The organism is Desulfocicer vacuolatum DSM 3385, assembly GCF_900176365.1.
GTDB classification, from domain to species: Bacteria; Desulfobacterota; Desulfobacteria; order Desulfobacterales; family Desulfobacteraceae; genus Desulfocicer; species Desulfocicer vacuolatum.
Genome location: NZ_FWXY01000004.1, coordinates 89,265 through 112,025, shown reverse-complemented (window position 1 = coordinate 112,025; position 22,761 = coordinate 89,265). Strand labels below are relative to the sequence as shown.

Sequence of the window (22,761 nt, the reverse complement as noted above, 5' to 3'; positions counted from 1 at the left end):
GTTCTGAAAAGCCCTATTAACAGGGCTCTTGAGCCCCCGGTACGCAAATAGAAACGTACCTTTTTTCAAGGGTCGTAAAATCATAGTCTCAAGCCGAAGGATAATGGCAGGTAACACCACCATATGGGTAAGTGATGCCAGCGCACCTCTCAGGACCAGCCGAGCCAGTTTATCAGCAAATCTCTCATCCGCTTGGACGGAATATAGACCCGGACCTTTTCTCCCTTTCTGATCGCAGACCGCCAGATCCACTGCAGCAATGTACTCAAAGCAAGGGTATCCTCAGAATAACAGCTATCTTCACTGATCACAGAGTTAACCGTTTGTTTGACTGCAAGATGCTGAAAGACATTGTACAGGAACGCCAAGTTATGCTTGTGGGCATACCCATTGACCCCCCGCTTGTTGTACGGCACCCATGTGGATTCCCCGATGAACTTTGTCGGCAGGTCTTTACCGCTCCAGATGCCCCTGATGTCACTGAGGGAAGCATACATAAAATCCTCGGGCTCAATGACCTGGTTTTTCTTTCGGTTTCTGAAGTGCCGTTTAAGATCTTTCTGGACCTCATTTATCATGGTGATGTTCCGTTTAGACTTTTTCTTCAATGCCCTGGATGAAGTTGCGGAAAGCTGGCCCCGCTCATTCCCAAAAGAACTCTTCACATCCAGTATTTCAATGAAACTTTTGAACATGGCACCACTGTACTGACCGGAATGAGAAGCAAGATGAAACAAGTCCTCGGCATCCCTGGTCAATTCCAGGTGAGCCACTCCGATGCCTTTCATCCGACACCAGTAATCCAGATCACTGCCCAGGAACATATAGGTCAGAACTGTCATGGATTTAAAAGACTTCAACCGACTCTCGGACAATGAGAATGTAAAGAACCCTTTGGCGCTTTGATCTTTTACTGCCAGCATGTCATTGACCATCAGCCCTTTTAGTAGGTACTTTTCAACCGGAGTGGTCATGAAGTTATCAGCCCTGGTATACATCTCCGTGACACCGGATACGGGCTCAATCTTTCTAAGCCTTTCATTGAGCTGCCTGATTTCCACAATACCGTTGACCAACCATCCATCCAGCATTGTCTTGGACAAACTCTTGATCGGTTCAAACGTGGCAATGGCTTCATCCATCAGAAGGTGCCAATGTCCCTCCTCAATCAACTGAAATAAATGGAGTTTGAGAAAATCTTTTAGCAATGTATGGGTGGTGATGATTACATGGGCATCTTGCAGGGCATCTTCAAACCGTTCCTGCTTGTTCTGACCTTCAATGTCATCATATAGGGCCGTGACATTCAATTCCGGTGTATCCTCCAGAAGAGCATCGGCATACCGTTTGATTTCTGCCCGGTACGGCAACACCACAATGGTTCTTTGTCCTGTTGCTTTAAGCTGCTGAATGGCCCAGGTTGATTTACCCGTTCCCATTACAGCATCAATAACTTTAATGAGCATGTCTTCTTTCTCTCCCATAAAATAGCAAAGGCCCCAGGAGTTCTCCCCCAGGGCCTTCGGTTTGTGGTTAAGTCTAAATATAAAAGTAAAATGTCGTGCCGGTCAGTTAATCCACATCATCCATGCCAGCAGAAAAGTAGCCGCAACGTGCAGCAGGTCATCATAATAGCTTGTCCTCGTTAATATAAAGGTGTGTCCCCCCCTTCCTTCTCCTCATGGTTACCGGTTAATGGATTTCCCCTCATAATCAGAGGCCTCATAGGGTTTCTTCCCGACCTTCTGAAGTTCCCGGAATGTAGGAAACACCTTCATAGCCCCAGGGTCGTGATATTGATTTCTACGCTGGCCTTCAGATCCTTTGGCGCACCGGTCAAGGCTTGCGAGTTCCTGCCGGTTTGTTATAGCACCGGATCGCTCCTTTAAAATCTGACTGTCAATATGGTCAATGAGAAGTTCAATGGCCCGGCGCACGACCACACCGGTGTTTGTGGATAAACCTGTCGATTTGTCATAGTAGGCTTTAAGGTACTTCAGGCGTTCATGGGTCTGGTGGTCAATGCGGGTATTGCACTGGTAGATGCCGTTCAGGGGCCTGATGGTCTTGGCCCGGTTGTTTAGGTGGTTAAACATAGTGGTCCTCCAATGGTTTGTAGGGTTGCTTGAATGGTTGTCTCGGCTCCTCCTCCCCTCTGATAAGGACTGGAAAAAGAGTATAAGCAAAAAGACACAGGCAGGTTTGAATTCAGGTTGATTACTGGGTGAGGATAAGGTGTAGAAAAGGAGATGGTGACCAACTGCAGATCCCGGTCGGGAACCTACAGCCAGTCTCCACCACCACGAGAAGAGGGCATGACAAGACCGTCACAATAAATCACGGAGAAACCGGACTGTATTTTCCTTCATAGTGAGTAGTTGTGATTTGCTCATTATATCAGGACGTTTTTCTCTTCTATATGGTCGACTGAATTGTTTTCAATGATTTCAGGCCTTTTGCTCTTTAGTGAGCAAGCTGGTTGGTGAACAAAATAAAGCCATTTTTTCCTTCTATATGTTCGACCATATTGGCATGGAATTACAATAGGTTGGAGGTTCATGTTTTGGCCATTTTGTAACCTTCTGGGGTTGACACCATCAAAATGGCAACGCTCCTTGCATACTTTCCCAGTTCCTGGGGTATCCATCACCGGTAGGCAAGTAAAAGCGCCATTTATGGAAAATCGTTCTATCCTCCTATATGGTCGACTTAATGCTACAAAAATCCCTTGAGTTTACTTGGCTATGTAGTCACCTCTTTTTTCAGGACATTATAAATAGTGGCCCGGCTCACCGCATATTCACGGGCAAGCTGTGTAGGGTTCATACCTTGATTTCTTTTCTGGAGGATCTCCCGGCACTGATCCGATGTCAAGGACGGCTTACGACCTGTATAGACACCCTTGGCCTTTGCTTTTTGGATACCTGCCATCTGCCGTTCACGCCGAAGATTTGTTTCAAACTCAGCAAATACTCCAAGCATCTGCAGGAAGGCTGTACCGGATGCAGTGCTGGTGTCAATGGCCTGGTCCAGGATCTCCAGGGATGCTCCCCGATCCTTTAGCAACTCCACGATCTTGAGCAGGTCCATCATGTTCCTGGCAAGCCTATCCAGTTTCCAAACCACCAGTTTCTCTCCCTGGTCGATTATGTTCAGGATAGTGTCCAGTTTCTCCCGGCCTTTTGTGGTGGTGCCAGATTTCTTTTCGGTGAGAATCTTAGCATCCGGGTATCGGTTAAGAATTCCATCCTGTTGCATGGTAGGGTTCTGATCCAATGTCGAGACTCTGCAGTATCCGTAGATTTTCATGGTGATGTTTCCTTTCCGGTTCAAGTTCAAGTCAGGTGGTGTCACGGCCAAAGTGCAAGATAGGGTCTAAACCATTTTAGAATCAGTGTCAACAACCTATTTCACCACCCTAAATATACACTGTTTTGATGTCTAATATGGGTAAACCCTATTTAACACTTCCTTTGAATAATAGCAGACATGCTCCCTGGATACTGATTATGTCCGATACAATCCTATCTCAACATACCACCAAGCTATTGAGAATCAACCAGACCAGGCCGAGAATCTATTCAAAGTGATACGATGCAATCAAATCGCATTGCAGGCACTATTCAGGCCACAGGAATAGACTGTAAGGTACTGAGAGGGGGGGAAACCAAGGATAAATGATAACGATGAGGGCCTCATATTTTTGCAGCACTTTAAAATGGCATCGGCCATTTGATATCGATTTTTTTTGCGAACCAAATAATGCATATTTGAACCGTCAGGAAAATAGAAAATATCGTTGAAGGTATAGTTTTCTGGATAAACAGGGAAGTTTCCAATAACATACATGGCTGTAACCACCAGCCACAACGAAAATTGAAAATCTCATGATTCCAGACCTTTGGGCGGAGTTTCATATAAATAGATTAAGCAGAAAAAGAATATTCTGTAGCTCAAAATCTAAGATGGAGAGATCTACAAATGAAACCAGGCAGCATGAGCATTGACCGCATATCGTAAGATGCGTTAACAAATATTCTATCTTATGCTCGTGTTTTATACAAAACAAATCTGTGTGAGGATAAATCCCCATCGAAGTTAACATAAATTCCCCATATTATTTTTATTTAAAATATTTCTTGCTTTAGAAACTTCCTTTCTATATGAGAGTAGAGGCTCGGATTATTCTGAATTGTCCCGAGGTGTGCCAACCTTTCGGTTGACCGTCCATAGCTGGATGTTACTAATATTGGAGGGTTTATCCCCTTAGCATTAATGCTGGCCCTTTACTGGGCTTTACTCATTTACTATCTATGACACCTCGGGACATTTTTCATTGGAGGTTGGTATGTCTCTACAAGACAATATTTGGTGGACAAGAAAAGCGCGTATTCAAACTGAAAAGCGACTCCTTTTTAATGCAAAACAAACCAATATTATACTGTTCTGGTATTCTTTTGTTTCTGTTGCTGCATCGATTTATTATTTAAAATTTGGTAAGCAAAGCGATCATTCAGGAGTGGCATGGATAATATTTTCAGGATTAGTCCTAAGTGTTTCTGGACTTATCAATGGTTTCACTTTCAAAAGGAGAGCTGGCTTAATAAAAGATTGTTATGAAAAACTAAATGTTTTGCACCAAAAAGCAGTTACTTCTAAATCTTGCCAGTCAGACTCAAGTATCAACGACGATTACAAACAGATTTTGAATTTATGCGAAAACCATCTGGATTGTGACTACCACCAAGCTCTCTGCCTCGAATACTTAACTACTCCCAAAAAAAACAGAGATAAGCTCTCAAAAACACCGACCTTTTATATTTGGTTTTTATGTCTTTGTTACAACTCAAAACGAATCTTCAGCATGGTACTTTTTTATTTCTTCCCAATAATAGTGATGTATCTTTTGGAGTTCACGTAATATGACTGTTCGACAAGATTTCGAGGAATTCCTATCAGAAATATATCTAAAAAAGATTTATACCGAGCATATAGTATACTCACCTGCTCAAGGAATAGATAACCTTAATCAAAAGCAGTTTAACAAAATCCTTGATGATCAGATCGAGATTATATCTCGAAAAACTCTGAATGGGACCTACAAGTTTACCAAATACAAGCTGAAACTAATCAGTAAGGGTAAAGGAAAAGTACCACGAGAAATATCTATTCCAACGATTAGAGATCGTATTGCGCTAAAGGCACTATGCAACTTTCTGATTGATCGTTACGACGGAACCATTCATTTTGATATTCCGCAAGTCTTAATAAAGAATTTAAAAAATGCTACCATGAGCGGTAGGTACAATGCTTTCATAAAGCTTGATGTCGCCTCATATTATCCCAGTATAAAACATAAAGAACTGAAACTAAGACTGGGCCGGAAAATTCGAAATCCTGAGATAAAAGAATTCATTGAAAAAGCGATAAAGACAGCAACGGTTATAAAGTCTTTTAAACACGATAAAGAGAATTCAGAGGGAATCCCTCAAGGATTATCTATTTCTAATATTTTAGCAGCGATTTACCTGATCAACATTGACAAAACACTATCGGCATTGAGTGAGGTAAAATATTTTAGATATGTTGATGACATTCTTATCCTGTGTGACGAACGGGACGTTAAAACGATCACGCAAAAGGTTATCCTGCTTTTTAAAAAAATAGGATTAACTATTCATGACCCTGAAAAAGTGCCTGAAAAGTCAGTGGTTGGGAAGATTGGTGATGAGTTCAGTTATTTAGGTTACTTGTTTAAAGGACCATTAACCTCAGCAAGAACAAATTCTGTTCTTAAATTAAAAGAATCCATAGTTTCCATTTTTTCAGGTTACAAACACTCAAAAATAAAAAGTAAAAAGTTTTTAGAGTGGAGATTAAATCTTAGAATAACTGGATGCATCTTTCAAAACAAGAGCAAAGGTTGGCTATTCTTTTTCTCTGAAATGAACGATGAATCGTTGCTTCACGAATTAGATCATTACGTAGTGATATTAATGACAAGATTTAGAGTAACAATACAACCCAAAAAGTTTGTACGCTCATATTTCCAAATCAAACATCATAAATACAGAACTAAATATGTTCCGAATTTTGATAAATATGATCTAAAAATGATGAAAAAAGTTCTTGTTGAGTATTTCAACAAAAGCATCAAGCACCTTACTGACCAAGAAATAGAATATGAATTCAAAAAGCGAATCGACCGCCAGGTAAGAGATCTTTTAACAGATGTAATGGATTTTGGTTATTAGTACATATTTTTAAAATAGGCGCTCCCTACATTGATACCAGATAAACAGCCTCCGAATTTTTCAATTCTTAAAATTCATCATTTCTGGTGATATGTTCAACCAAATCAATCGATATCGAGTAAGGATTGATCTGTATCGCTAAATCCACTTAAATAAAGGCTCCTGAGCATTTGTGTCAAACAAACAAGTACGGGAGGATATCAGAATCCAAGGAAAAGAAACACCTTTCTCGGAATTTTTACCCCATGAAGGAACCAAAGTCGAATAAGTTTGCATCAACGTAGGCTTTCCCTGCAAGGAATTGTTATTCATTCGTGAAAACAAAAAGGCTTGACTCCAACCAAGGTGTGGTTTATATTAAACCACGTGGTAAGAAAAACACCACACCCTTCTCTATAGACGCACATTTTGTTGGAGGAGGAAACACAAACCCACTAACCAAGGAGGAAACAATGGAAGCAAAATCAGGAAGGGAGGTGCTCAAATGTTTGGTAAATTCATCAAATCTCTCAGGATTGAGAGAGATATCGGCCTAAGGGAATTTTGCCGTCGGCTATCACACGATGCAAGCAACTGGAGCAAGATTGAAAGAGAACTTTTAGCACCACCACAAGACGAAGAAAAACTAAACAGTATTGCTGAAGTATTGAGCATTAAAAGAGATTCTGAGCTGTACAACGAATTGAAAGATAAAGCGGCTATTTCGGCAGGAATAATCCCCAAGGATCTCCTGTCAAACGACGAAACACTAAGCGCGCTACCAATGTTCTTCAGGACGGTAAGAAATGAAAAGCCGACTAATGAGGAATTAGAAATGCTTATAGAAAAAATTAGAGGAGAAGGAGGTTAATGCTAACCATCTCGGATTTTAAGTGTCCCTACATAGACAAAAAAGAAATATGGAAGGTAGCAGAACGATTTAGGGAAAAATATTGCAAGGGAAATGAACTGCCCATTGATATTGAAAAGGTCATTGAAGATGACTTAGGAATGTATATCGAACCGGAACATGACCTCCTTAGTGAGTATGACATCGACGCTTATTTGAGATTTGACCTTACCGGCGTTGTCGTTGACTATGCACGCTATATGGATGAACGATTTGCCAACCGGCTAAGGTTTTCCCTTGCACATGAGCTTGGTCACTTTTTTTTGCATCAGGACACATATAAAAAATTCGGGATCACTGATTTAAATGGATGGAAATCATTCATGGATCGGCTTTCAGAAAGACAGTATAGTTTTTTTGAATTTCAAGCAAATGAATTTGCTGGAAGAGCATTAGTTCCAAAAGAAGCACTGGCAACAGAACTCAAAAAATGTCTTGTTTTATTAAAAGACAACGGCTTAGAAAATCTACTCGTTCAAGACCCTTCTATGACATTGAACCACATTAGCACCGCACTATGTAAACCATTTGGAGTTTCACACTATGTCATTGAAAGGCGTATAGAACGGGAAGACCTCTGGCCGCCGAGGTAAAAAGAACAAAAAAAACCCTTAGATGTTGACGCACCTAAGGGTTTCGGTATAAAGCCAAAACAAACTGACTCGACCATATCAAGTTTCACTTTAGAGGATACGGCCATTGGCTGTCAATCAAAAAGTGGCACTGCATCGGAGACGTTGTTACCGGCTTTAAATCATGCCGAGAAAAGGAGGTGAAATAATGGCTGGTAAACGTAAAACCAATACGTTCAAAGTTGGGCGGGACGCCGGTAATGGTAGATTCATACCTGTTAAAGACGCACAACGCCGGAAGAAGACCGCTGTAGTTGAGACTATAAAAAAAAGAACCAAATAGTCGACATCAATAATGTATACTAAGCCTTGGCCATTTCGGTTGAGGCTTACCCTATTTTCTACTCATAATAAAATACCATTGTAAAAGACAACCGCATCAACAACTAAAATATTAACCCGTATCCTGAAGGGAACTCACTTGAATCAACTCAGTACACACTATTTACACACCCTGTGTCTGAGGGAGACTATGAGTTGGGTGTTAGAACGTTTAAAATGCAGGCCATACAAGGGTTTTGGAGAAACTCATCGCCCTGAAACAACTTTTACTTTACTGGCCTCTCACGCCGGAAGCCGGGGTTCGATTCCCCGTGGGGTCACCAATTAATAAATTCAAGGGTTTAGCTTAAATGCTGAACCCTTTTTTTATTGGGTAAAAAAGTCGTTTCACCCTCTATTTCACCCCCCTGGATAGAATATACAGGTGTTTTAAGATGGCATCTATCTGTGATTTTTTTCTTCGAGATTCTGACAACACCTGCCACAGCCCCGATTCCCAACGATTCAATAATCACGCAATAAAGCACACCTGTTTTCAAATTCATGGGTTTCATTTAATCATAATATTGCGATTACTCAATGATTCTTGCAATAAGGCAGCTATTGTGAAATAACCTGATGATAAACAAAACTAAACGTATCGTTAGTATGAAAGGTGTATTCAGGAGTACGGCAAATTCGGAGGAACATATGCTCGGTCTGAAGCTTCGACAAGAATTCAAAGGACGGCGCCTGAAGGGCACTGCCATTGAGCTGACAAACAAAAACAACACCGGTGCCACCCAGATACCGGCTGAGGATTTTCTTCGAATCACCTATCCCTCCCATGATGTGTTGAAAACAATAGAAGCATCCGGGCCATCACAGGGCCGACCCGTAACCATTATAGGTGATAGAGGACAAGGTAAATCTCATTTAATGGGAATGCTGTATCATGCCTTCAATGATCAAACAGCAACCCGTAAATGGCTTGAAAACTGGTCCGACCTGTTGGGAGAGAAAGCTATCAAAGCTCTCCAGCTCCGTGACGGACTCCATGTAATCAGCGCAAGCCTGCATAAACAGCGCTATAAATTTTTATGGGATTTGATTTTTGACAATCACCCCCATGGGAGCTACTGCAGAGGTCAATGGGAAGGTCAGGGGGATAAAAAAACAGATATCCCCAGCGATGAAATTCTGCTTGAGTTGTTCAAACATACCCCCACCGCACTGATTCTTGATGAATATCAAACATGGTACGACGGGTTGACTAACACAAAACAATACCCCTGGAAAAACTGGACATTCAACTTCATTCAAATTCTTTCTGAAATTGCCAAAGAGCATCCGGAGTACCTGGTTCTTGTGGTGTCCGTCCGTGAAGGCAACACCGATGCATTCCAGCAGATTCAAAGGGTCAACCCGGTGATTGTCGATTTCAAAGGCCCTTCAGCAAAGCATGACCGTTTGCGTCTTTTGTTGCATCGGCTTTTTGAAAATCGTATTCAGGTTAACGATGATCAGATTGAAAAACTGATTAACATTCATATCTCTGAATTCTTCAGGCTCCATGACACGCCACCGGTGGAACAAGATCGACTGCGCACGGAATTTATTGAGGCATGGCCCTTTGCCCCCCATTTGATGAAGCTTCTTGAAGATCAGGTATTGATGGCAACCCAAGCCCAGGAAACCCGTGATTTGATACGGGTGCTGGCAGCCCTTTATAAAAAAAATGGGCAGAAAGCCTCCATTATCACGGCTGGACATTTCAGGCTCGATGATGATACCAGTGGGATTACTGCGTTATTGGATTCTGTGGCAAACCAGTACCATGCAAAGCTTAGAGAAAAAGCGCTTCGGAACCTTGAAGCCGTAAGGGATGCCGCTGCCGGTACCCGTCAGGAGCTGCCGAATCTTGAAAGAATTCTCAGTGCGCTTTGGCTGCGGTCCCTGGCGGCAATCAATCAAGCCGGGGCGGATCAATCCACCCTGCACGTTGACATCACTTGTGATATACCCATTGATGATAATGCATTCCAGGTTGAACTGACGACCATTGTGGAGAACAGCTTCAATATCCATGAGGATGGCAATCGGTACATTTTCAGAGAAGAAGAGAATCCCCAGGCAAAACTCATTGCCAGTGCCAGAAATGATCGAATGTTTAAAGATGAGGAAGATATTGATCATCTCACCAAAGAGATCCGCTATGTTATTGGTGGTGATACCGATGTGGCGACCCGGTTTCGTGTTATTGTGCTTCCCCAGGCCTGGCAAACCGATCCCTGGCACAAAATGGATGAAAAAGACCATCCTGACCACTGGGGTGATCGTATTCCATTGCTGATACTGCCCCAGACCCCTGAAAAGAAAAAGGATCTTGAGACTCAACTGGGAACATGGTTGTGCAAAAATGTGCAAACCCATCGGAATATCGTCAGGTTTCTACTCCCCCGCCAAGAATCAACAAACCTGTTTTCTGATCGAGATCTCATTGTCCTGGCACGCTGTGTCTTCCTTGCCCAAAAATGGAAATCACAAAATCCAGAATACAGACGACTGGAAACCAAGTATCAAAAAGAATTAAGGGGAATATTAAAATCTCGATTTGACCGGTTTGCCATCATCTCAAGTTGGAATTTTCAGCATCCTGAAAACTGTCAATTCCTCATAGAAAATCACAAAGCAGAAGGGAACAAAATCCCGGATGCCATTGATAGCATTACCAGGGAAGATCTATTTATACCGGAAGATTTTGAAGATTTCATCATGGAAGCGGCACCCAATAACGAATCCGTTGGTAAACTGATCAACGAATTGAAAGAGCCCCGTCCAGGTGGCAAAGATTGTATCCCCTGGCTGGGTGAAACCGTGGTCAAAGAAAACATCATCCACCTTTGCGCACAAGGAAAGATCGCCATCAACTTAAGAGGGATGGAGTATTTACAGCAAGAAGATGGTGAAACAGAAGACAAAGCCTGGAAACGAATGCGGGGCAAGCTGGGAACAGGTAAGCATCTTGATGAAACCCATATCCTTTTACCTCAAAATGTTCCCACTACCGGGGGCGCTTCTTCTGATCCAGATAAACCGGCAGGAACGGACTCCACAGGGGGACAGTCATGGAAAGACAGTGCCAATGGCGACGCGGGATCAGCAGGGGGTAAGATTCAAGATCCAAGTATACCCGGCAACCATGGAACGGACTCAGGGGATGGCTTAGGTGGCAGCAGCAATCCTGGACCCGGTGGGATATTTGGCGGCGGCAACAGCTATACCACACATTCAGAACCCGCAACCTCTGCCCTTAATCTGCTTGGAAAAATCGAAAACTGGGGTGTTGGTACCGGCACCCAGATACGCTCCATGGAATTAAAAATCAGCCATCTCACCGGAGCGCAACTTCAGGAATTGATCCGAAAATTACCGGATGGTATGGTGTATGAACTGGAGCTTGAAAAAGAGAACAACGCATAACCCCATATTTGCCCAGGCAGCAGGTGCGCCATAAGAGGAACAAAGCATGCAGACCGATGAAAAATATAATGAAGATTTAGCTGCGGACGGTAGCCTCTCTGGTGTTGAATCCGAGGATGCTGCAAGGGACGAGCAGGATCCATTTGACCCAGAAAAAATATCCATGGACCCGAAAGTGATAGCCATGGATGCTGTCATTCGGCGTTTACTCCAGGGCTCTATCCGCCTGGCACCGGCTTTTCAGCGTAGCGAGGTCTGGAACGACGAGCGAAAAAGTCAACTCATTGAATCCTTGATGCTAAAAATACCCATTCCCATGTTTTATGTGGCATCCGATGAAAAAGGCAATTGGGATGTTGTGGATGGCCTTCAAAGGTTGATCACCATAAAAGAATTTGTTCTCGGCAACGAATATTTTGCAACAAGAGATGAAAAAATAAAGGGAAAAGGCCTCAAATTAACGGGGCTGGAATTCTGGGGAGATAAATTTGATGGATTTACCTTCTCAAAATTAAATGACTTACCTGAACCTACCATGGTGAATCGGATCTTGGAAACGCAATTCCAATTTACAATTATCAATCCAGGAACCCCGGAAGAGGTAAAACGCAATGTTTTTAAGCGAATTAATACCGGTGGAATGCCCCTGACATCCCAAGAAATCCGGCACGCACTTTACCAGGGAAAATCATCGGAATTGCTGGCTGACTTGGTCAAATCCACTGAATATAAAACAGCCACAACATCATCTGTCAAGGATAGCCGTATGGCCGGAAGAGAATTGATTTTAAGATTTCTCTCCTTTTCAATCCGTGAATACACTGAATACCAAAAAAAACCGGACATGGATGCATTTTTAAGTGACACCATGCGGATTATCAATTTAATGCCGGAATTACCGAAAAAAGAACTCGTAAAAATTTTCCACAACAGTGACACGCCAATTCCGGTGTTGAAAATCACTACGATTGAACAACTCAAAAAACGTTTTTCAAAAGCAATGAGTAGAGCCCATGACCTTTTTGGTGTTCATACCTTCCGTAAGTCACATGGAGAGAATAACAGAGCACCCATCAATAAGACATTGTTTGAGGTCTGGGGAAATCTCTTGGCCGAGCTGAGTGATGATCAATTCAAAACGTTGTTATCCCATTCCAAGGATTTTCTTCATGAATACCATTCCTTACTTGGTACCCATGAAGCTGCCAATATGATTTCACGACATAGTTCTAAATATTCGGGCGTAAAGGACCGGTATGAAAAATTCTCCACAATTTTGAAAAAATATATTTAAGGGGCAATATGTTTAATCAAATCAAACTGTCCAATTTTAAATCGTTTTCAAATTTACAGATACCATTATCAAATTTAACCCTGTTATCCGGCCTGAATAATTCAGGCAAGAGCTCTTTGATTCAGGCCATACGAATGGTGGACAACTGGACCAAAACCGGTGATCCCACCCTGCCGCAACACGGTTCCATTCAAGAAATGAAAAATATCAATGCCTCAAAAAAAGCCCCCATGGAAATTGTAGTGGAAAATTCAGGGGCTCCCATTGGTTTAAAAATAAATTTCAATGAAAAAAATAGGCCTGTCATGGATCCATTCGACAAATCTCTGTCCCAATTTCCTTTGGTTTGTTATTTAAGCGCAGAGCGGTGGGGGCCAAGGGTGTATTTGCCGACCTATGAATATATGGAAGAATTATCCAATGTCGGCGAATACGGAGAGTATGTGATTGATTTTTTGGCCAGACATGAACTGGACACTATTGACTCAAGGCTCAAACATCCCCAAGCCGAAGGCGACACCCTGGAGTGGAATGTCCGGGGATGGCTTGCCGAAGTGGCACCCGGGGTTGATTTCAAGCATATGGTGGAACGAAAAAGAGACTCGTCATTCGCCACCATGAATGGATTCAGGCCCCCAAATGCCGGATTCGGATTAAGTTACACTCTGTCCGTGATTGTGCTGTTACTGGGCATGACCGCAGACTGGATAAATGAAGATGAAAAACAGGAAAAAGAAAATCGCGGGGTTCTGATACTACTGGAAAACCCGGAAGCACACCTGCATCCCCAGGGCCAAACCGCCATTGGAGGCTTGATCGCATCCGCAGCATCCACCGGGGTCCAAATTATTGTTGAAACACATAGTGAACATGTGATGGACGGCATTCGGCTGGCAGTTAAAGACGGCAAACTATCCAGTGAAAAAACCATCTTCCACTATTTTAAAAATCAACGGGTGGTTAAGGATAAAATCAGTCAATATGAGACCGTTGTGGAAACCCCGAAATTGCACAAAAGTGGGAAACTGGATTTCTGGCCGGAAGGTTTTTTTGATCAAACCCTTATAAATAGAGCCAAATTAGCCGGTCGGAGGTAGTTCCATGGAACATGCCATTTGTCTGAATACGCTCAGTCTGCCTGCCGATGATGAAAAATCCGCCTACAATTTGATGCTTGAAGCTTGTTATGGAATGCTGGAGTTGAATACCGGAAATGATCGATTCGCTCTATATTTTGATGACAGGAATAAAACAATCTACGAATGTCAACTTGCTGAAAATTATACATACAATGATTTTTTAGACGAACTTGAAGCCAATCAACTCATTGATTTACTGTTAATGTTGCAGGAGGCCGAAGATAAAAGTCCGGCCCTGGACCATATAACCCTTGAAGCCTTTGATGAACTTGCCTCATTTCAATTCTATCTGACGGCTTCCGGATTGAATGAAGTAATGGATATCCTTGGCATTGCATGGCTGGTGGATGGTACGCTTTTAAGTCTTCTTACCCATGACCATTGGGAAAAAAGCAAGGTATCCATCTCCAGATGGAATGATGATGAAAAAAGGGAAGAGCGGTATTTCATCAATAATATTTCCGGGGTGGAAAACGGCATTGAACTCCACAACGAGATAAAAACCCTGACGGAGCGCACCATAGACGATATCTGCTCCCAGTGCATATACACGCAAGAATTCCGGGAATGGTACAAGGGGTTGAATGAAACCAACCGCCACCGGGTATATAAAAAGATTCAATTGGCTGCACAAAGACGATTCTCAGGCGGAGAGCCTTTGTTTAAAAATCTGGGAGATGGAGACGGCATGCGAGAATTGCGATTTTCTGCCTATCCCGGAGGTGCCATCCGTGTCCTGTTTGGTGCTCTTCCGGGCGATGGCCAAGCCATTCTTGTGGGATTTATTAAAAAAAGCAACAAAGAAGGATACAAAGAGAACATGCAACGTGCCCAATTACTTTGGACGAATCTCTCAAAACAATAAGGAAAGCAGCCCATGACGAGTTCCCTTGAGTTTGTCCGGAAAATACAAAATGAGTCTTCAAAGGATGCATGGCACTCCATTCTGTCTTATGCCTGGAACTTCTGCTCCCAACCCGTTTCCAGGACCAACCCGGCTTCTGAAATCATTAAAAGAGACCGGGCAGTGGGAAATATTGACCATTATCTTGCCACTGCCGGATGGGATCTTTGGTCAACTTATGAACAATCTGTGCCGCAGACATCCAACGCCCTGATCAATTGGTGGAATGATCATGATACAGGTCGAGGCGTTCTTATCCTTGATGCCTTCTCACTCCGGGAAGTCCCCTGGCTGCTCCAGCAGGCAAAAGAAAGAGGGTTTACCATCCACAAGGCCGGGCCTGTCTGTGCGGAACTGCCCGCAGACACCACACCCTTTGCCAAAGCATTGGGCTTTAACCAGCGCTCCTCTCTTGCCAACAATGGGGGCGGCAGTGCCCACCATTTACCCGGAGCCGTGACGGAATCCACGGATATGGAATGGAGCGCCTGCGCCGATTTGATCGGTTCTGAGCCGGATTGGGTATTCTGGCACCATTTTCCGGATCATCGGCTTCACCACCATGACGCAGCCGGCAAGGGAATTTCTTCCCTTGTTGATGAAATAAAATTCCATTTTACCGGTGACAGTTTCTGGTCGTTGATTCATCGCTTGACCCAGGGACGTCGGGTCATTATCACTTCGGATCACGGTTATGCCGCCAGCGGATTGTTCCCCGATGCCAATAAGCAGCAGAGTGATTATTTGAAAAAACAGTTCAAAAGCGGCAGGTGGCACAATAATGAAATGGATACCGGATCATGGTGGGTCCCCCCCATTGATCTGGAGATTGAAAGCAGGCATGGCGCATACGGCTATGTTAACGGCCGAAGAAAATGGAAAAGCGCCGGTGGATATCCCACCCTGACCCATGGCGGATTGACGGTGCTTGAAATTGCCGTTCCCTATATCGAAATCAGCAGGAGCAACTAACATGGCTAAAGCACAACCCTGGAAAGATAAGGGAATGAAAAAAGCGGACTGGCTGGCGGAAGAGGTGGCAAAGGCCGTTGGCGCAGGCAAACCGTGGGAATGTGAAACCGTTGATTTTTCTGATCCCCATCGTCCTCTCACCTGCATTGAGGTGGATTTCCCCATCATTCCCATCAATCAGATTGCCGCCATTGAGGGCAATGCCGGAAAACCCATCTACCAGATGTCCAAATGGTGGGCACGGCGGCGCAGCAGTGTTTTCCGGGCCATGTTGCTGGCATCGGCCATCAAGGCACCGGACGATCCTTCGGAAGCGGCCCGTCTGGTCTGGAATGCCTATTACGGCAACCACCAACAAAAGGGAGCGTTCAAAGATCTCAAGGTGGCGGACATCTTCATGGGGGGCGGGACCACCATTGTGGAGGGCTCCCGCCTTGGCATGCAGATGTACGGCAATGACCTTAACCCGGTGGCGTGGTTCATCGTTAAAAATGAGATGGCCAAGGTGGACAAGGAAGAGGTGGAATCACTGCTGGCGGAGATCGAAGCCGAGGTAAAACCCCAGATCATGCCCTTTTACACCTGTGATTGCCCACGGGGGCATAAAGGCCAATGGACCCAGGTCAGCACCGGGGAAATCATGGGAGAGGATTTTGATCCCTTTGCCCTGTCAGCGGAACAAAGAAAGGGGTACACTTACCAAGGCCCGGAGATCATTTACGTGTTCTGGGCAAAACATGGCCCCTGTCAGGTCACCGGTTGCGGTCATCGAACCCCCATCATGTCCACCCCGGTGATGGCTGTTAAAACCCTTTCCGTAAAGCATTGGAAACGAAGATGCAAACACTGCAAAGGAGAATACGACCTTGAAGCACGGGATGCCCGCATGGCTCCCGGGGTTCCCCTGGTGGTGGCGGATACGGAATATCCTTTTGTTGTGGCATCACTGGACGAATTGACACAAAAACCCCAAAGTGCCGTGTGTCCCCTCTGCGGTGAAAAAGAAACCTTTGGGAGATTTCCCAACGGTACCAACAAAAAGGTCTCCCTCTCTCTTCTTGTGCATCCGGATTGGCTAAAAGGGGAAGCCGGCACTGATCCAGATGGCAGACCATACGGCGGTAGTGCGGATGACCCGGTGGAAGAGACTATCCCATGGAACCAGGCCCGTGCAGAGAGTTGCAAATTGATTGAAGTTCGGGGGAAACTGCCGGAGGAAATTGTCTGTCCGGAGACTGGTGTTGTCATCCATACCGGCAAAGAAGGAGGTACTGTCCCCAAAAGGAGCAACTTTTCATGCGGGGGGTGCGGAACTGTTCAGGATGTCCTGAAATCGGTCAAAGCATCAGGGAAAACAGGGCCAGTTTCCATGTATGCAATTCAAGGATATTGTCCTTGTTGTCATGAAGAAGGGCAGCCCTATGGTGGGAGATTTTTTGTACCAGTTGATGACAGTAGAACATTGGATGCTTCTCTGAAAGAGTGGGGAACGCGAAAAAATTCAGACTTAGATGGTTATTACCCAAAAGAATCTCTATTCAAATATGAGCATGGTAATGACAGTAAATTATATATTCAACCTGACCATGGGTTCACACATTGGTGGAAAATGTTCAACCCAAGGCAAATGATTGTACATACTTCTCTTCTTAAGGCACTTAAAGAAACAAAAAAAGATTATAATCATGATGTTAAAATGTTTGTTATAGGAGGTATTCAGCAATATTTGCGCAATCAGAACATATACTGCTTTTGGGATATTAGTAGGGATTGTATGGCGCCACATATGAGTAATAATAATTATCATCCTAAAAACAATTTTGTAGAAAATTGCGTGTTTCCAAATTTAGGTAGAGGGAATTTCCAATCTTGTATAAAAAATTTACTTGTTTCACTTTCATGGTCAAAAAATCCATGGGAAATAATACGAAATGACATCATTACTCAAATTAAACAAGAGTTGAGTGGACATTTAACAGGAAAAAGTGAAAAAGTCTTTCCAGGAGATCAATTATTTAATCATCCTATATTAGAGTGTGGTTCAGCTACAGAACTAAAAGTACAGAAAAATTCATTCTATGATTTTGTTGTGACAGATCCACCATTTGGTTCTCTTATACACTATTCTGACCTGTCAGATTTTTTTTATCCTTGGTTACGAATCGCTTTAAAAGACCAACACCGCGATTATTTTTCACACCATTACACCCCAAAGATATTGGAAAGTATTGCTAATCGTGGGCGTAACCCAGGAAAAGATCATTTAACTGGAAAAGATAACGCTGATATTTTCTATCAGCGGTTGTTGACGTCAAGCTGGAAAGAGGCTCACCGCATTCTCAAACCCGGTGGTATGCTTGCTTTTACTTTTCACCACAGTGAAGATGCCCCGTGGGTATCGGTTCTTGAATCTCTCTTCAATGCCGGTTTTTACCTTCAAGCAACATACCCGATTCGTAGTGATGAAACCAAAGGGTCAGGGGAATTTGGATCTCGAAAAATTGAATATGACATCATCCATGTGTGCCGCAAACGCAATGAAGACTCAAAACCCATTTCCTGGGCAAAGCTCAGAAGACAAATTCTCCGGGATGTACGGGATCTTCAAGAATTGCTGGAACATCACCAGGAAGCAGGCTTGATGGAAGCTGATCTTCAGGTGATCCGACGGGGGAAAGCATTGGAATATTTTTCCCGCCATTACGGCAAGGTGTACAAGGATCAAGACACGCCAATATCTGTTCTGGAGGCGTTGGTGGGAATCAATCAATTACTGGATGAAGAAGCCGAAGATATCAAGGAACCCCCTCCCTACAATGCAGAGCCCTTTACCCGCATGTTGCTCCGCCTCTTTCATGGGGTGAACGAACTTCCCAGGGATCAGATCCATAAATTTTTAAGAGGTACCGGATCGGCCCCATCGGATTATGTGGAACGGGGATGGGTGTATGTGGATAAAAAAATCTTTCATCTCACCCCTCCCCTGGACATGGCCAAATCCTGGGTGGGAAAACAGAAAAAAAATATGAACAGCGATTATGATCAGGCCATGTTCTTTACCGGGGCCTGTTTTGAGGGAAGCGGTATCAATGCCGCAGATACGTTGAACAATCCCAAGTTCACGGCCCATCCCGCCCTTGGAGAGATTTTAAAATGGCTGGGAAATCATGGCGGCACCCCACAGATTCGCAATGCGGCCATCACCGCTTCCCGTCTGTATGAACAAATTTCAGCGAAAAAACAACCCCTAAAACAGCTGGATATATTTGGTAATCCAGATGATGGGGAGTAAATATGGGGAACTGACCAAACATTTACAATACCAAACCGAATACTTACGATGAGGAAATGTAATGGTTCACACACGTTTTAACCGTGGATGGCCCCGCCGTGGTCTGGCATTTCTCTGGAGCGGTGACATCCTGACCCAATTGATTGACCCGGGCGCAGTGCTCTCCATGAGACAATTCTTTTCCCAGGTGGATGATTGGCCCGAAGAGCTGCCGTCCCTGGATGGAGACACCATGGTGGTCTCGGGTTTTGAGGGCACCATTGATCTATTGAATACAAAGGATGCGGAAGAATGGATTGAAAGGGATCTTAAAGAGGCCATGCTCTCATTTCAGGATTTCTATCAAGGGCAGGCCGGACTCATCTTCTGGGTCCCCAGCGGCCGGGCTCGGATTATGATGAAAGGCGCCAGCGAACACTATTTCTGGAAGCACAAACCCACCGGTGGGGATGGCCTGCCCATGGGGCGACTGCTTTTTTCCGGTGCGGAAAAAGAGATTGAACGGATCATGGACACCGACGACAACCAGGCCGATTACGACGGTAAAGAGTGGGCCGGGCTGTATCACCCAAGGATCAGTTGATGTCTGACATCAAATTTGAAGCAGGCCAACGGGTGCGTCACCCTGAATTTGGAGAGGGAATTGTCGTCAGCAGCACAGCGGACGGATATGTAAGGGTCTTTTTTCCCATTGGGGAGAGACAGGTATTTCAGGATGCCATTTCCCCCCTCCAGACCCCAACGGAACAGATGCTCGCCGATGTGTCAGGGGGCAAGGATCGTCTGAGAAATGCATGGCTTTATGTGGAAGCCCATGCATTGCCGTTGATGGACAATGCCGCAGCCATGACTGCGGCCAGGATTGATCTATTGCCCCATCAGGTGGTCCTGACCCACAGGGTGGCCACCGCATCACCCAGACGGTTTCTGATAGCAGATGAAGTGGGCCTGGGTAAAACCATTGAAACCGCCCTGATTCTCCGGGAAATGACCAGCCGGGGAGAGTTGAATCGGGCCTTGATGGTGGTGCCTGCGGGTCTGGTGAACAACTGGCACAGGGAACTGAACGAGGTATTCAATCTTGATTTTGAGGTATTTGGTGCCCAGGGGGATGTCACCGACCGCCGAAGCAATGCCTTTGCAAAGCATGACCGCCTGATCGCCAGTGTGGATACCCTGAAACGGCGGGCCCGGGTAAAAAGACTGAAAGAGGCCCCGCCCTGGGATCTGGTGGTGTTTGACGAAGCCCATCATCTGTCGGCATACAAATCGGGCCGCAAGGTACGGAAAACCGAAAATTACAAGCTGGCCGAGGCCTTGCGGGACCATGCCCGTGATCTGCTGTTACTTTCTGCAACTCCCCATCAGGGAGATCATTTTCGTTTCTGGATGCTGATACAGCTGTTGAATCCCACACTTTTCAAAGGGCCGGATGATATGGTGGACAAACGCCACCGCCTCAATGCCGTGGTCTATCGGCGAACCAAAGCCGATGCCTGTACCCCGGACGGCTCCCCTCTTTTCACCCGGCGATGGGTCCATACGGAAGCCTTTACCATGTCCGGCAGGGAAAATGCGTTTTACGCCAAGCTTCGTGAATACCTGCTTGATGGGTTCAATCTGGCCAAACAGCAGGGAAACAAGGGCCGGGCCCTGGGATTTGTGATGACCATTTTCCAGAAAATTGCCGCATCCAGCTTTGCCGCTGTCAGAAGTACCCTGCGTCGACGTCAGCTCAGCCTGACCATCCATGAGGCCATATTAAAGGATCAGGCCTTGGATATTGACGGACACCTGGCATTGATGAATGAAGCCAGGGAGATGATCCACACCGACCATAACCTGCCCCGTGATCAGGTGGGCCGTATTGAAGTGGATCAGATGCTTTCGGATTTAAAACTCAAGGTGATCAAAAAAATGGATGAAGAGGAGCTTGCCGTTGCCGCCTCTTCAGAATCATCTGAAGTGGTTGTGGCTGAGGGCGAAAATCTGGCTGCCACCGCCATTGCCATGTGCCTGCCTGAAGAGCGTCTGCGCATTAAAGAATTGCTTGCCGTGTATCCTGATGAACAGGAAACCAAAATTGAAAAGCTGATCCGTGCCCTTGGGACATTGTGGAACCAGAATCCCAATGAAAAGGTGGTGATTTTTGCCACCTATCTATCCACCGTGGATCTGCTGTCCCGGGCCATTGATACCTCCTATCCGGGTCAAGGGGTGGTCGTATTGAGGGGCGGAGACCACAGCAGCAAGCTGGCTGCGGAAAGACGGTTCAGAAAAACGGATGGACCACGGGTGATGGTCTGCACCGCAGCCGGTCGGGAGGGGATCAATCTTCAGTTCAGTCGCATTTTGTTTAATTTTGATCTACCCTGGAACCCCATGGATGTGGAGCAGCGGATTGGGCGAATCCATCGGTATGGTCAGCAGTACACGGCCCAGGTCTACAATCTGGTATTATCCGACACCATTGAAGGAAAGATCTTTTTACTTTTGATGGATAAGCTCAACGAAATTGCCCGTACATTGGGAAAAGTGGATGAGCAGGGCAATGTAACCGAGGATCTTCGGGGTCAGATATTGGGGCAGTTGAATGACCGGCTCAGCTATGATCAGCTGTATCGGGATGCACTGGAAGATCCCACACTTCAAAGAACCCAACAGGAACTTGAAGAGGCCATGTCCAATGCCAATGAAGCAAGAAAGGTGGTATTTGAGTTATTTCAAGAGCTGGACAGCTTCAGCCTTGATGAATACAAACCCCTTGCCAATATTGATGACAGTAAATCCCGCATTATCCGTTTTTTGGAACAGGTCGCACAAAAAAACAAAGGAAAACTGATTCACATGGATGATAAACGATTCAAAATGCTTGTCAGAGAGAACGAATCTCCTGTTATCTGCACCCTTGACCGGGAATTAATCCAGGAAGACGATACCTTGGAGTTGATGGGGCTGGATCATCCGATCATGAATCAATTGATTCAACAGTGCAAAGATTATCCTGCCACGATTCTGGGGGCAACTGCGGATATGGGGCTTGGATATCCCGCAGTTCTGACAGTCTGGCTGATACAATCCTTTGGCAAGGGAAAAGAGGCGGTAAGTCATGTGATTCCCATTGCAGTCAATAGTGACGGTAAACGAATTCCGTCGGTTGAGAAGCAGTACCGGTCATGTTTTTTCACATCCCCTGGAAAATTATCCTTTTCAGCTAAAAACAGATTATCCATTTTAAATGATCATATAGAGCCGACGTTGCAAAAAGAGTTGAGGCATCGTGCCATTGCCACACCGGAAAAAGGATATTCAAGTGAGCTGTTGGCATGGGTAGAATTGGCTTGATAAGGACAGGTAATCCGTTCATTACGTCCTCGTTATATCCATCCAAGTTAATAAAGTTTATCCCAAGTCACTGTCAACCACATTGGCCTCTGTCCGTTTGGGGTATTCTCCCCAGGTCTTGGTGCTATCGTCACTTTCCAGGTAAAGGAAAAATTCATACAAGCCCCGGGGTCCCCCAGATGGAAATGATGGGCTTGGTTCTAAGTTGGTCCACTTTGGGCAGAACCCATTAGGTGGTATTCGATAAATAATTGAAAATTAAAATAATATTCAACAATTAATCATTTGATACATAA

Annotated in this window: 16 protein-coding genes and 1 tRNA gene; 13 read left to right on the top strand and 4 right to left on the bottom strand. The window is 44.8% G+C overall.

The features are described 5' to 3' along the window. Positions 1 to 149: 149 nt before the first annotated feature. From B9A32_RS05160 to B9A32_RS05150, 3 genes are all read right to left on the bottom strand, one after another. The gene (locus B9A32_RS05160) at positions 150 to 1,466 is read right to left on the bottom strand and encodes a DEAD/DEAH box helicase family protein (RefSeq protein ID WP_139795716.1); all 1,317 of its coding nucleotides are present in this window, start codon (positions 1,464 to 1,466) and stop codon (positions 150 to 152) included. A 219-nt stretch (positions 1,467 to 1,685) separates the two neighbouring features. Next, on the bottom strand, positions 1,686 to 2,096 hold the full coding sequence (locus B9A32_RS05155; RefSeq protein WP_084067319.1) for a hypothetical protein: 411 nt from the start codon (positions 2,094 to 2,096) through the stop codon (positions 1,686 to 1,688). 646 nt (positions 2,097 to 2,742) lie between these two features. Further along, positions 2,743 to 3,309 carry a recombinase family protein gene (locus tag B9A32_RS05150; RefSeq protein ID WP_084067318.1) on the bottom strand — a complete coding sequence of 189 codons (567 nt, stop codon included), beginning with the start codon at positions 3,307 to 3,309 and terminating at the stop codon, positions 2,743 to 2,745. Between the two features lie 1,039 nt (positions 3,310 to 4,348). Between B9A32_RS05150 and B9A32_RS05140 the strand changes: the two genes are divergently transcribed. The 5 genes from B9A32_RS05140 (at position 4,349) to B9A32_RS21300 (ending at position 8,380) form a co-directional block, all read left to right on the top strand. Further along, on the top strand, positions 4,349 to 4,921 hold the full coding sequence (locus tag B9A32_RS05140; protein ID WP_084067316.1) for an SLATT domain-containing protein: 573 nt from the start codon (positions 4,349 to 4,351) through the stop codon (positions 4,919 to 4,921). Between the two features lies 1 nt (position 4,922). Then, complete coding sequence (locus tag B9A32_RS05135; protein WP_084067315.1) at positions 4,923 to 6,254, top strand: reverse transcriptase domain-containing protein; 1,332 nt, start codon at positions 4,923 to 4,925, stop codon at positions 6,252 to 6,254. Between the two features lie 484 nt (positions 6,255 to 6,738). After that, on the top strand, positions 6,739 to 7,104 hold the full coding sequence (locus tag B9A32_RS05130) for a helix-turn-helix domain-containing protein (protein WP_084067314.1): 366 nt from the start codon (positions 6,739 to 6,741) through the stop codon (positions 7,102 to 7,104). Further along, positions 7,104 to 7,736 carry an ImmA/IrrE family metallo-endopeptidase gene (locus tag B9A32_RS05125; protein ID WP_084067313.1) on the top strand — a complete coding sequence of 211 codons (633 nt, stop codon included), beginning with the start codon at positions 7,104 to 7,106 and terminating at the stop codon, positions 7,734 to 7,736. The genes B9A32_RS05130 and B9A32_RS05125 overlap by 1 nt, the downstream gene beginning before the upstream one ends. 507 nt (positions 7,737 to 8,243) lie before the next feature. Further along, positions 8,244 to 8,380: transfer RNA gene (locus B9A32_RS21300), tRNA-Ser, on the top strand. 18 nt (positions 8,381 to 8,398) lie between these two features. Here B9A32_RS21300 and B9A32_RS05120 read toward each other — a convergent pair. Next, positions 8,399 to 8,602 carry a hypothetical protein gene (locus B9A32_RS05120; RefSeq protein WP_139795715.1) on the bottom strand — a complete coding sequence of 68 codons (204 nt, stop codon included), beginning with the start codon at positions 8,600 to 8,602 and terminating at the stop codon, positions 8,399 to 8,401. Positions 8,603 to 8,747: 145 nt separating this feature from the next. On the opposite strand from B9A32_RS05120, the gene B9A32_RS05115 reads away from it, so the two are divergent. The 8 genes from B9A32_RS05115 to B9A32_RS05080 all read left to right on the top strand — a co-directional run bounded on the left by B9A32_RS05115 (position 8,748) and on the right by B9A32_RS05080 (position 22,465). Then, the gene (locus tag B9A32_RS05115; RefSeq protein WP_084067311.1) at positions 8,748 to 11,519 is read left to right on the top strand and encodes a DUF499 domain-containing protein; all 2,772 of its coding nucleotides are present in this window, start codon (positions 8,748 to 8,750) and stop codon (positions 11,517 to 11,519) included. Between the two features lie 46 nt (positions 11,520 to 11,565). Beyond that, positions 11,566 to 12,813, top strand: coding sequence for a DUF262 domain-containing protein (locus tag B9A32_RS05110; protein WP_084067310.1), 1,248 nt, complete (start codon positions 11,566 to 11,568; stop codon positions 12,811 to 12,813). Between the two features lie 8 nt (positions 12,814 to 12,821). Next, positions 12,822 to 13,910 (top strand): AAA family ATPase, encoded by a 1,089-nt coding sequence (locus B9A32_RS05105; RefSeq protein ID WP_084067309.1) that lies wholly within the window; start codon positions 12,822 to 12,824, stop codon positions 13,908 to 13,910. Positions 13,911 to 13,914: 4 nt separating this feature from the next. Beyond that, the gene (locus B9A32_RS05100) at positions 13,915 to 14,817 is read left to right on the top strand and encodes a type II toxin-antitoxin system RelE/ParE family toxin (protein ID WP_084067308.1); all 903 of its coding nucleotides are present in this window, start codon (positions 13,915 to 13,917) and stop codon (positions 14,815 to 14,817) included. A 12-nt stretch (positions 14,818 to 14,829) separates the two neighbouring features. Then, positions 14,830 to 15,828: a hypothetical protein gene (locus tag B9A32_RS05095; protein ID WP_084067307.1), complete on the top strand. Its 999-nt coding sequence runs from the start codon at positions 14,830 to 14,832 to the stop codon at positions 15,826 to 15,828. 1 nt (position 15,829) lies between these two features. Beyond that, positions 15,830 to 19,120, top strand: a complete 3,291-nt coding sequence (locus tag B9A32_RS05090; protein ID WP_212637768.1) for a DUF1156 domain-containing protein — start codon at positions 15,830 to 15,832, stop codon at positions 19,118 to 19,120. Positions 19,121 to 19,181: 61 nt separating this feature from the next. Then, the gene (locus B9A32_RS05085) at positions 19,182 to 19,703 is read left to right on the top strand and encodes a hypothetical protein (protein ID WP_084067306.1); all 522 of its coding nucleotides are present in this window, start codon (positions 19,182 to 19,184) and stop codon (positions 19,701 to 19,703) included. Beyond that, the gene (locus tag B9A32_RS05080) at positions 19,703 to 22,465 is read left to right on the top strand and encodes a DEAD/DEAH box helicase (RefSeq protein WP_084067305.1); all 2,763 of its coding nucleotides are present in this window, start codon (positions 19,703 to 19,705) and stop codon (positions 22,463 to 22,465) included. The genes B9A32_RS05085 and B9A32_RS05080 overlap by 1 nt, the downstream gene beginning before the upstream one ends. Positions 22,466 to 22,761: the final 296 nt, after the last annotated feature.

Coding starts and splice junctions, on each gene's coding strand:
- B9A32_RS05160 (WP_139795716.1), bottom strand. CDS start 1,466: ATGCTCATTAAAGTTATTGATGCTGTAATGGGAACGGGTAAATCAACC.
- B9A32_RS05155 (WP_084067319.1), bottom strand. CDS start 2,096: ATGTTTAACCACCTAAACAACCGGGCCAAGACCATCAGGCCCCTGAAC.
- B9A32_RS05150 (WP_084067318.1), bottom strand. CDS start 3,309: ATGAAAATCTACGGATACTGCAGAGTCTCGACATTGGATCAGAACCCT.
- B9A32_RS05140 (WP_084067316.1), top strand. CDS start 4,349: ATGTCTCTACAAGACAATATTTGGTGGACAAGAAAAGCGCGTATTCAA.
- B9A32_RS05135 (WP_084067315.1), top strand. CDS start 4,923: ATGACTGTTCGACAAGATTTCGAGGAATTCCTATCAGAAATATATCTA.
- B9A32_RS05130 (WP_084067314.1), top strand. CDS start 6,739: ATGTTTGGTAAATTCATCAAATCTCTCAGGATTGAGAGAGATATCGGC.
- B9A32_RS05125 (WP_084067313.1), top strand. CDS start 7,104: ATGCTAACCATCTCGGATTTTAAGTGTCCCTACATAGACAAAAAAGAA.
- B9A32_RS05120 (WP_139795715.1), bottom strand. CDS start 8,602: ATGAATTTGAAAACAGGTGTGCTTTATTGCGTGATTATTGAATCGTTG.
- B9A32_RS05115 (WP_084067311.1), top strand. CDS start 8,748: ATGCTCGGTCTGAAGCTTCGACAAGAATTCAAAGGACGGCGCCTGAAG.
- B9A32_RS05110 (WP_084067310.1), top strand. CDS start 11,566: ATGCAGACCGATGAAAAATATAATGAAGATTTAGCTGCGGACGGTAGC.
- B9A32_RS05105 (WP_084067309.1), top strand. CDS start 12,822: ATGTTTAATCAAATCAAACTGTCCAATTTTAAATCGTTTTCAAATTTA.
- B9A32_RS05100 (WP_084067308.1), top strand. CDS start 13,915: ATGGAACATGCCATTTGTCTGAATACGCTCAGTCTGCCTGCCGATGAT.
- B9A32_RS05095 (WP_084067307.1), top strand. CDS start 14,830: ATGACGAGTTCCCTTGAGTTTGTCCGGAAAATACAAAATGAGTCTTCA.
- B9A32_RS05090 (WP_212637768.1), top strand. CDS start 15,830: ATGGCTAAAGCACAACCCTGGAAAGATAAGGGAATGAAAAAAGCGGAC.
- B9A32_RS05085 (WP_084067306.1), top strand. CDS start 19,182: ATGGTTCACACACGTTTTAACCGTGGATGGCCCCGCCGTGGTCTGGCA.
- B9A32_RS05080 (WP_084067305.1), top strand. CDS start 19,703: ATGTCTGACATCAAATTTGAAGCAGGCCAACGGGTGCGTCACCCTGAA.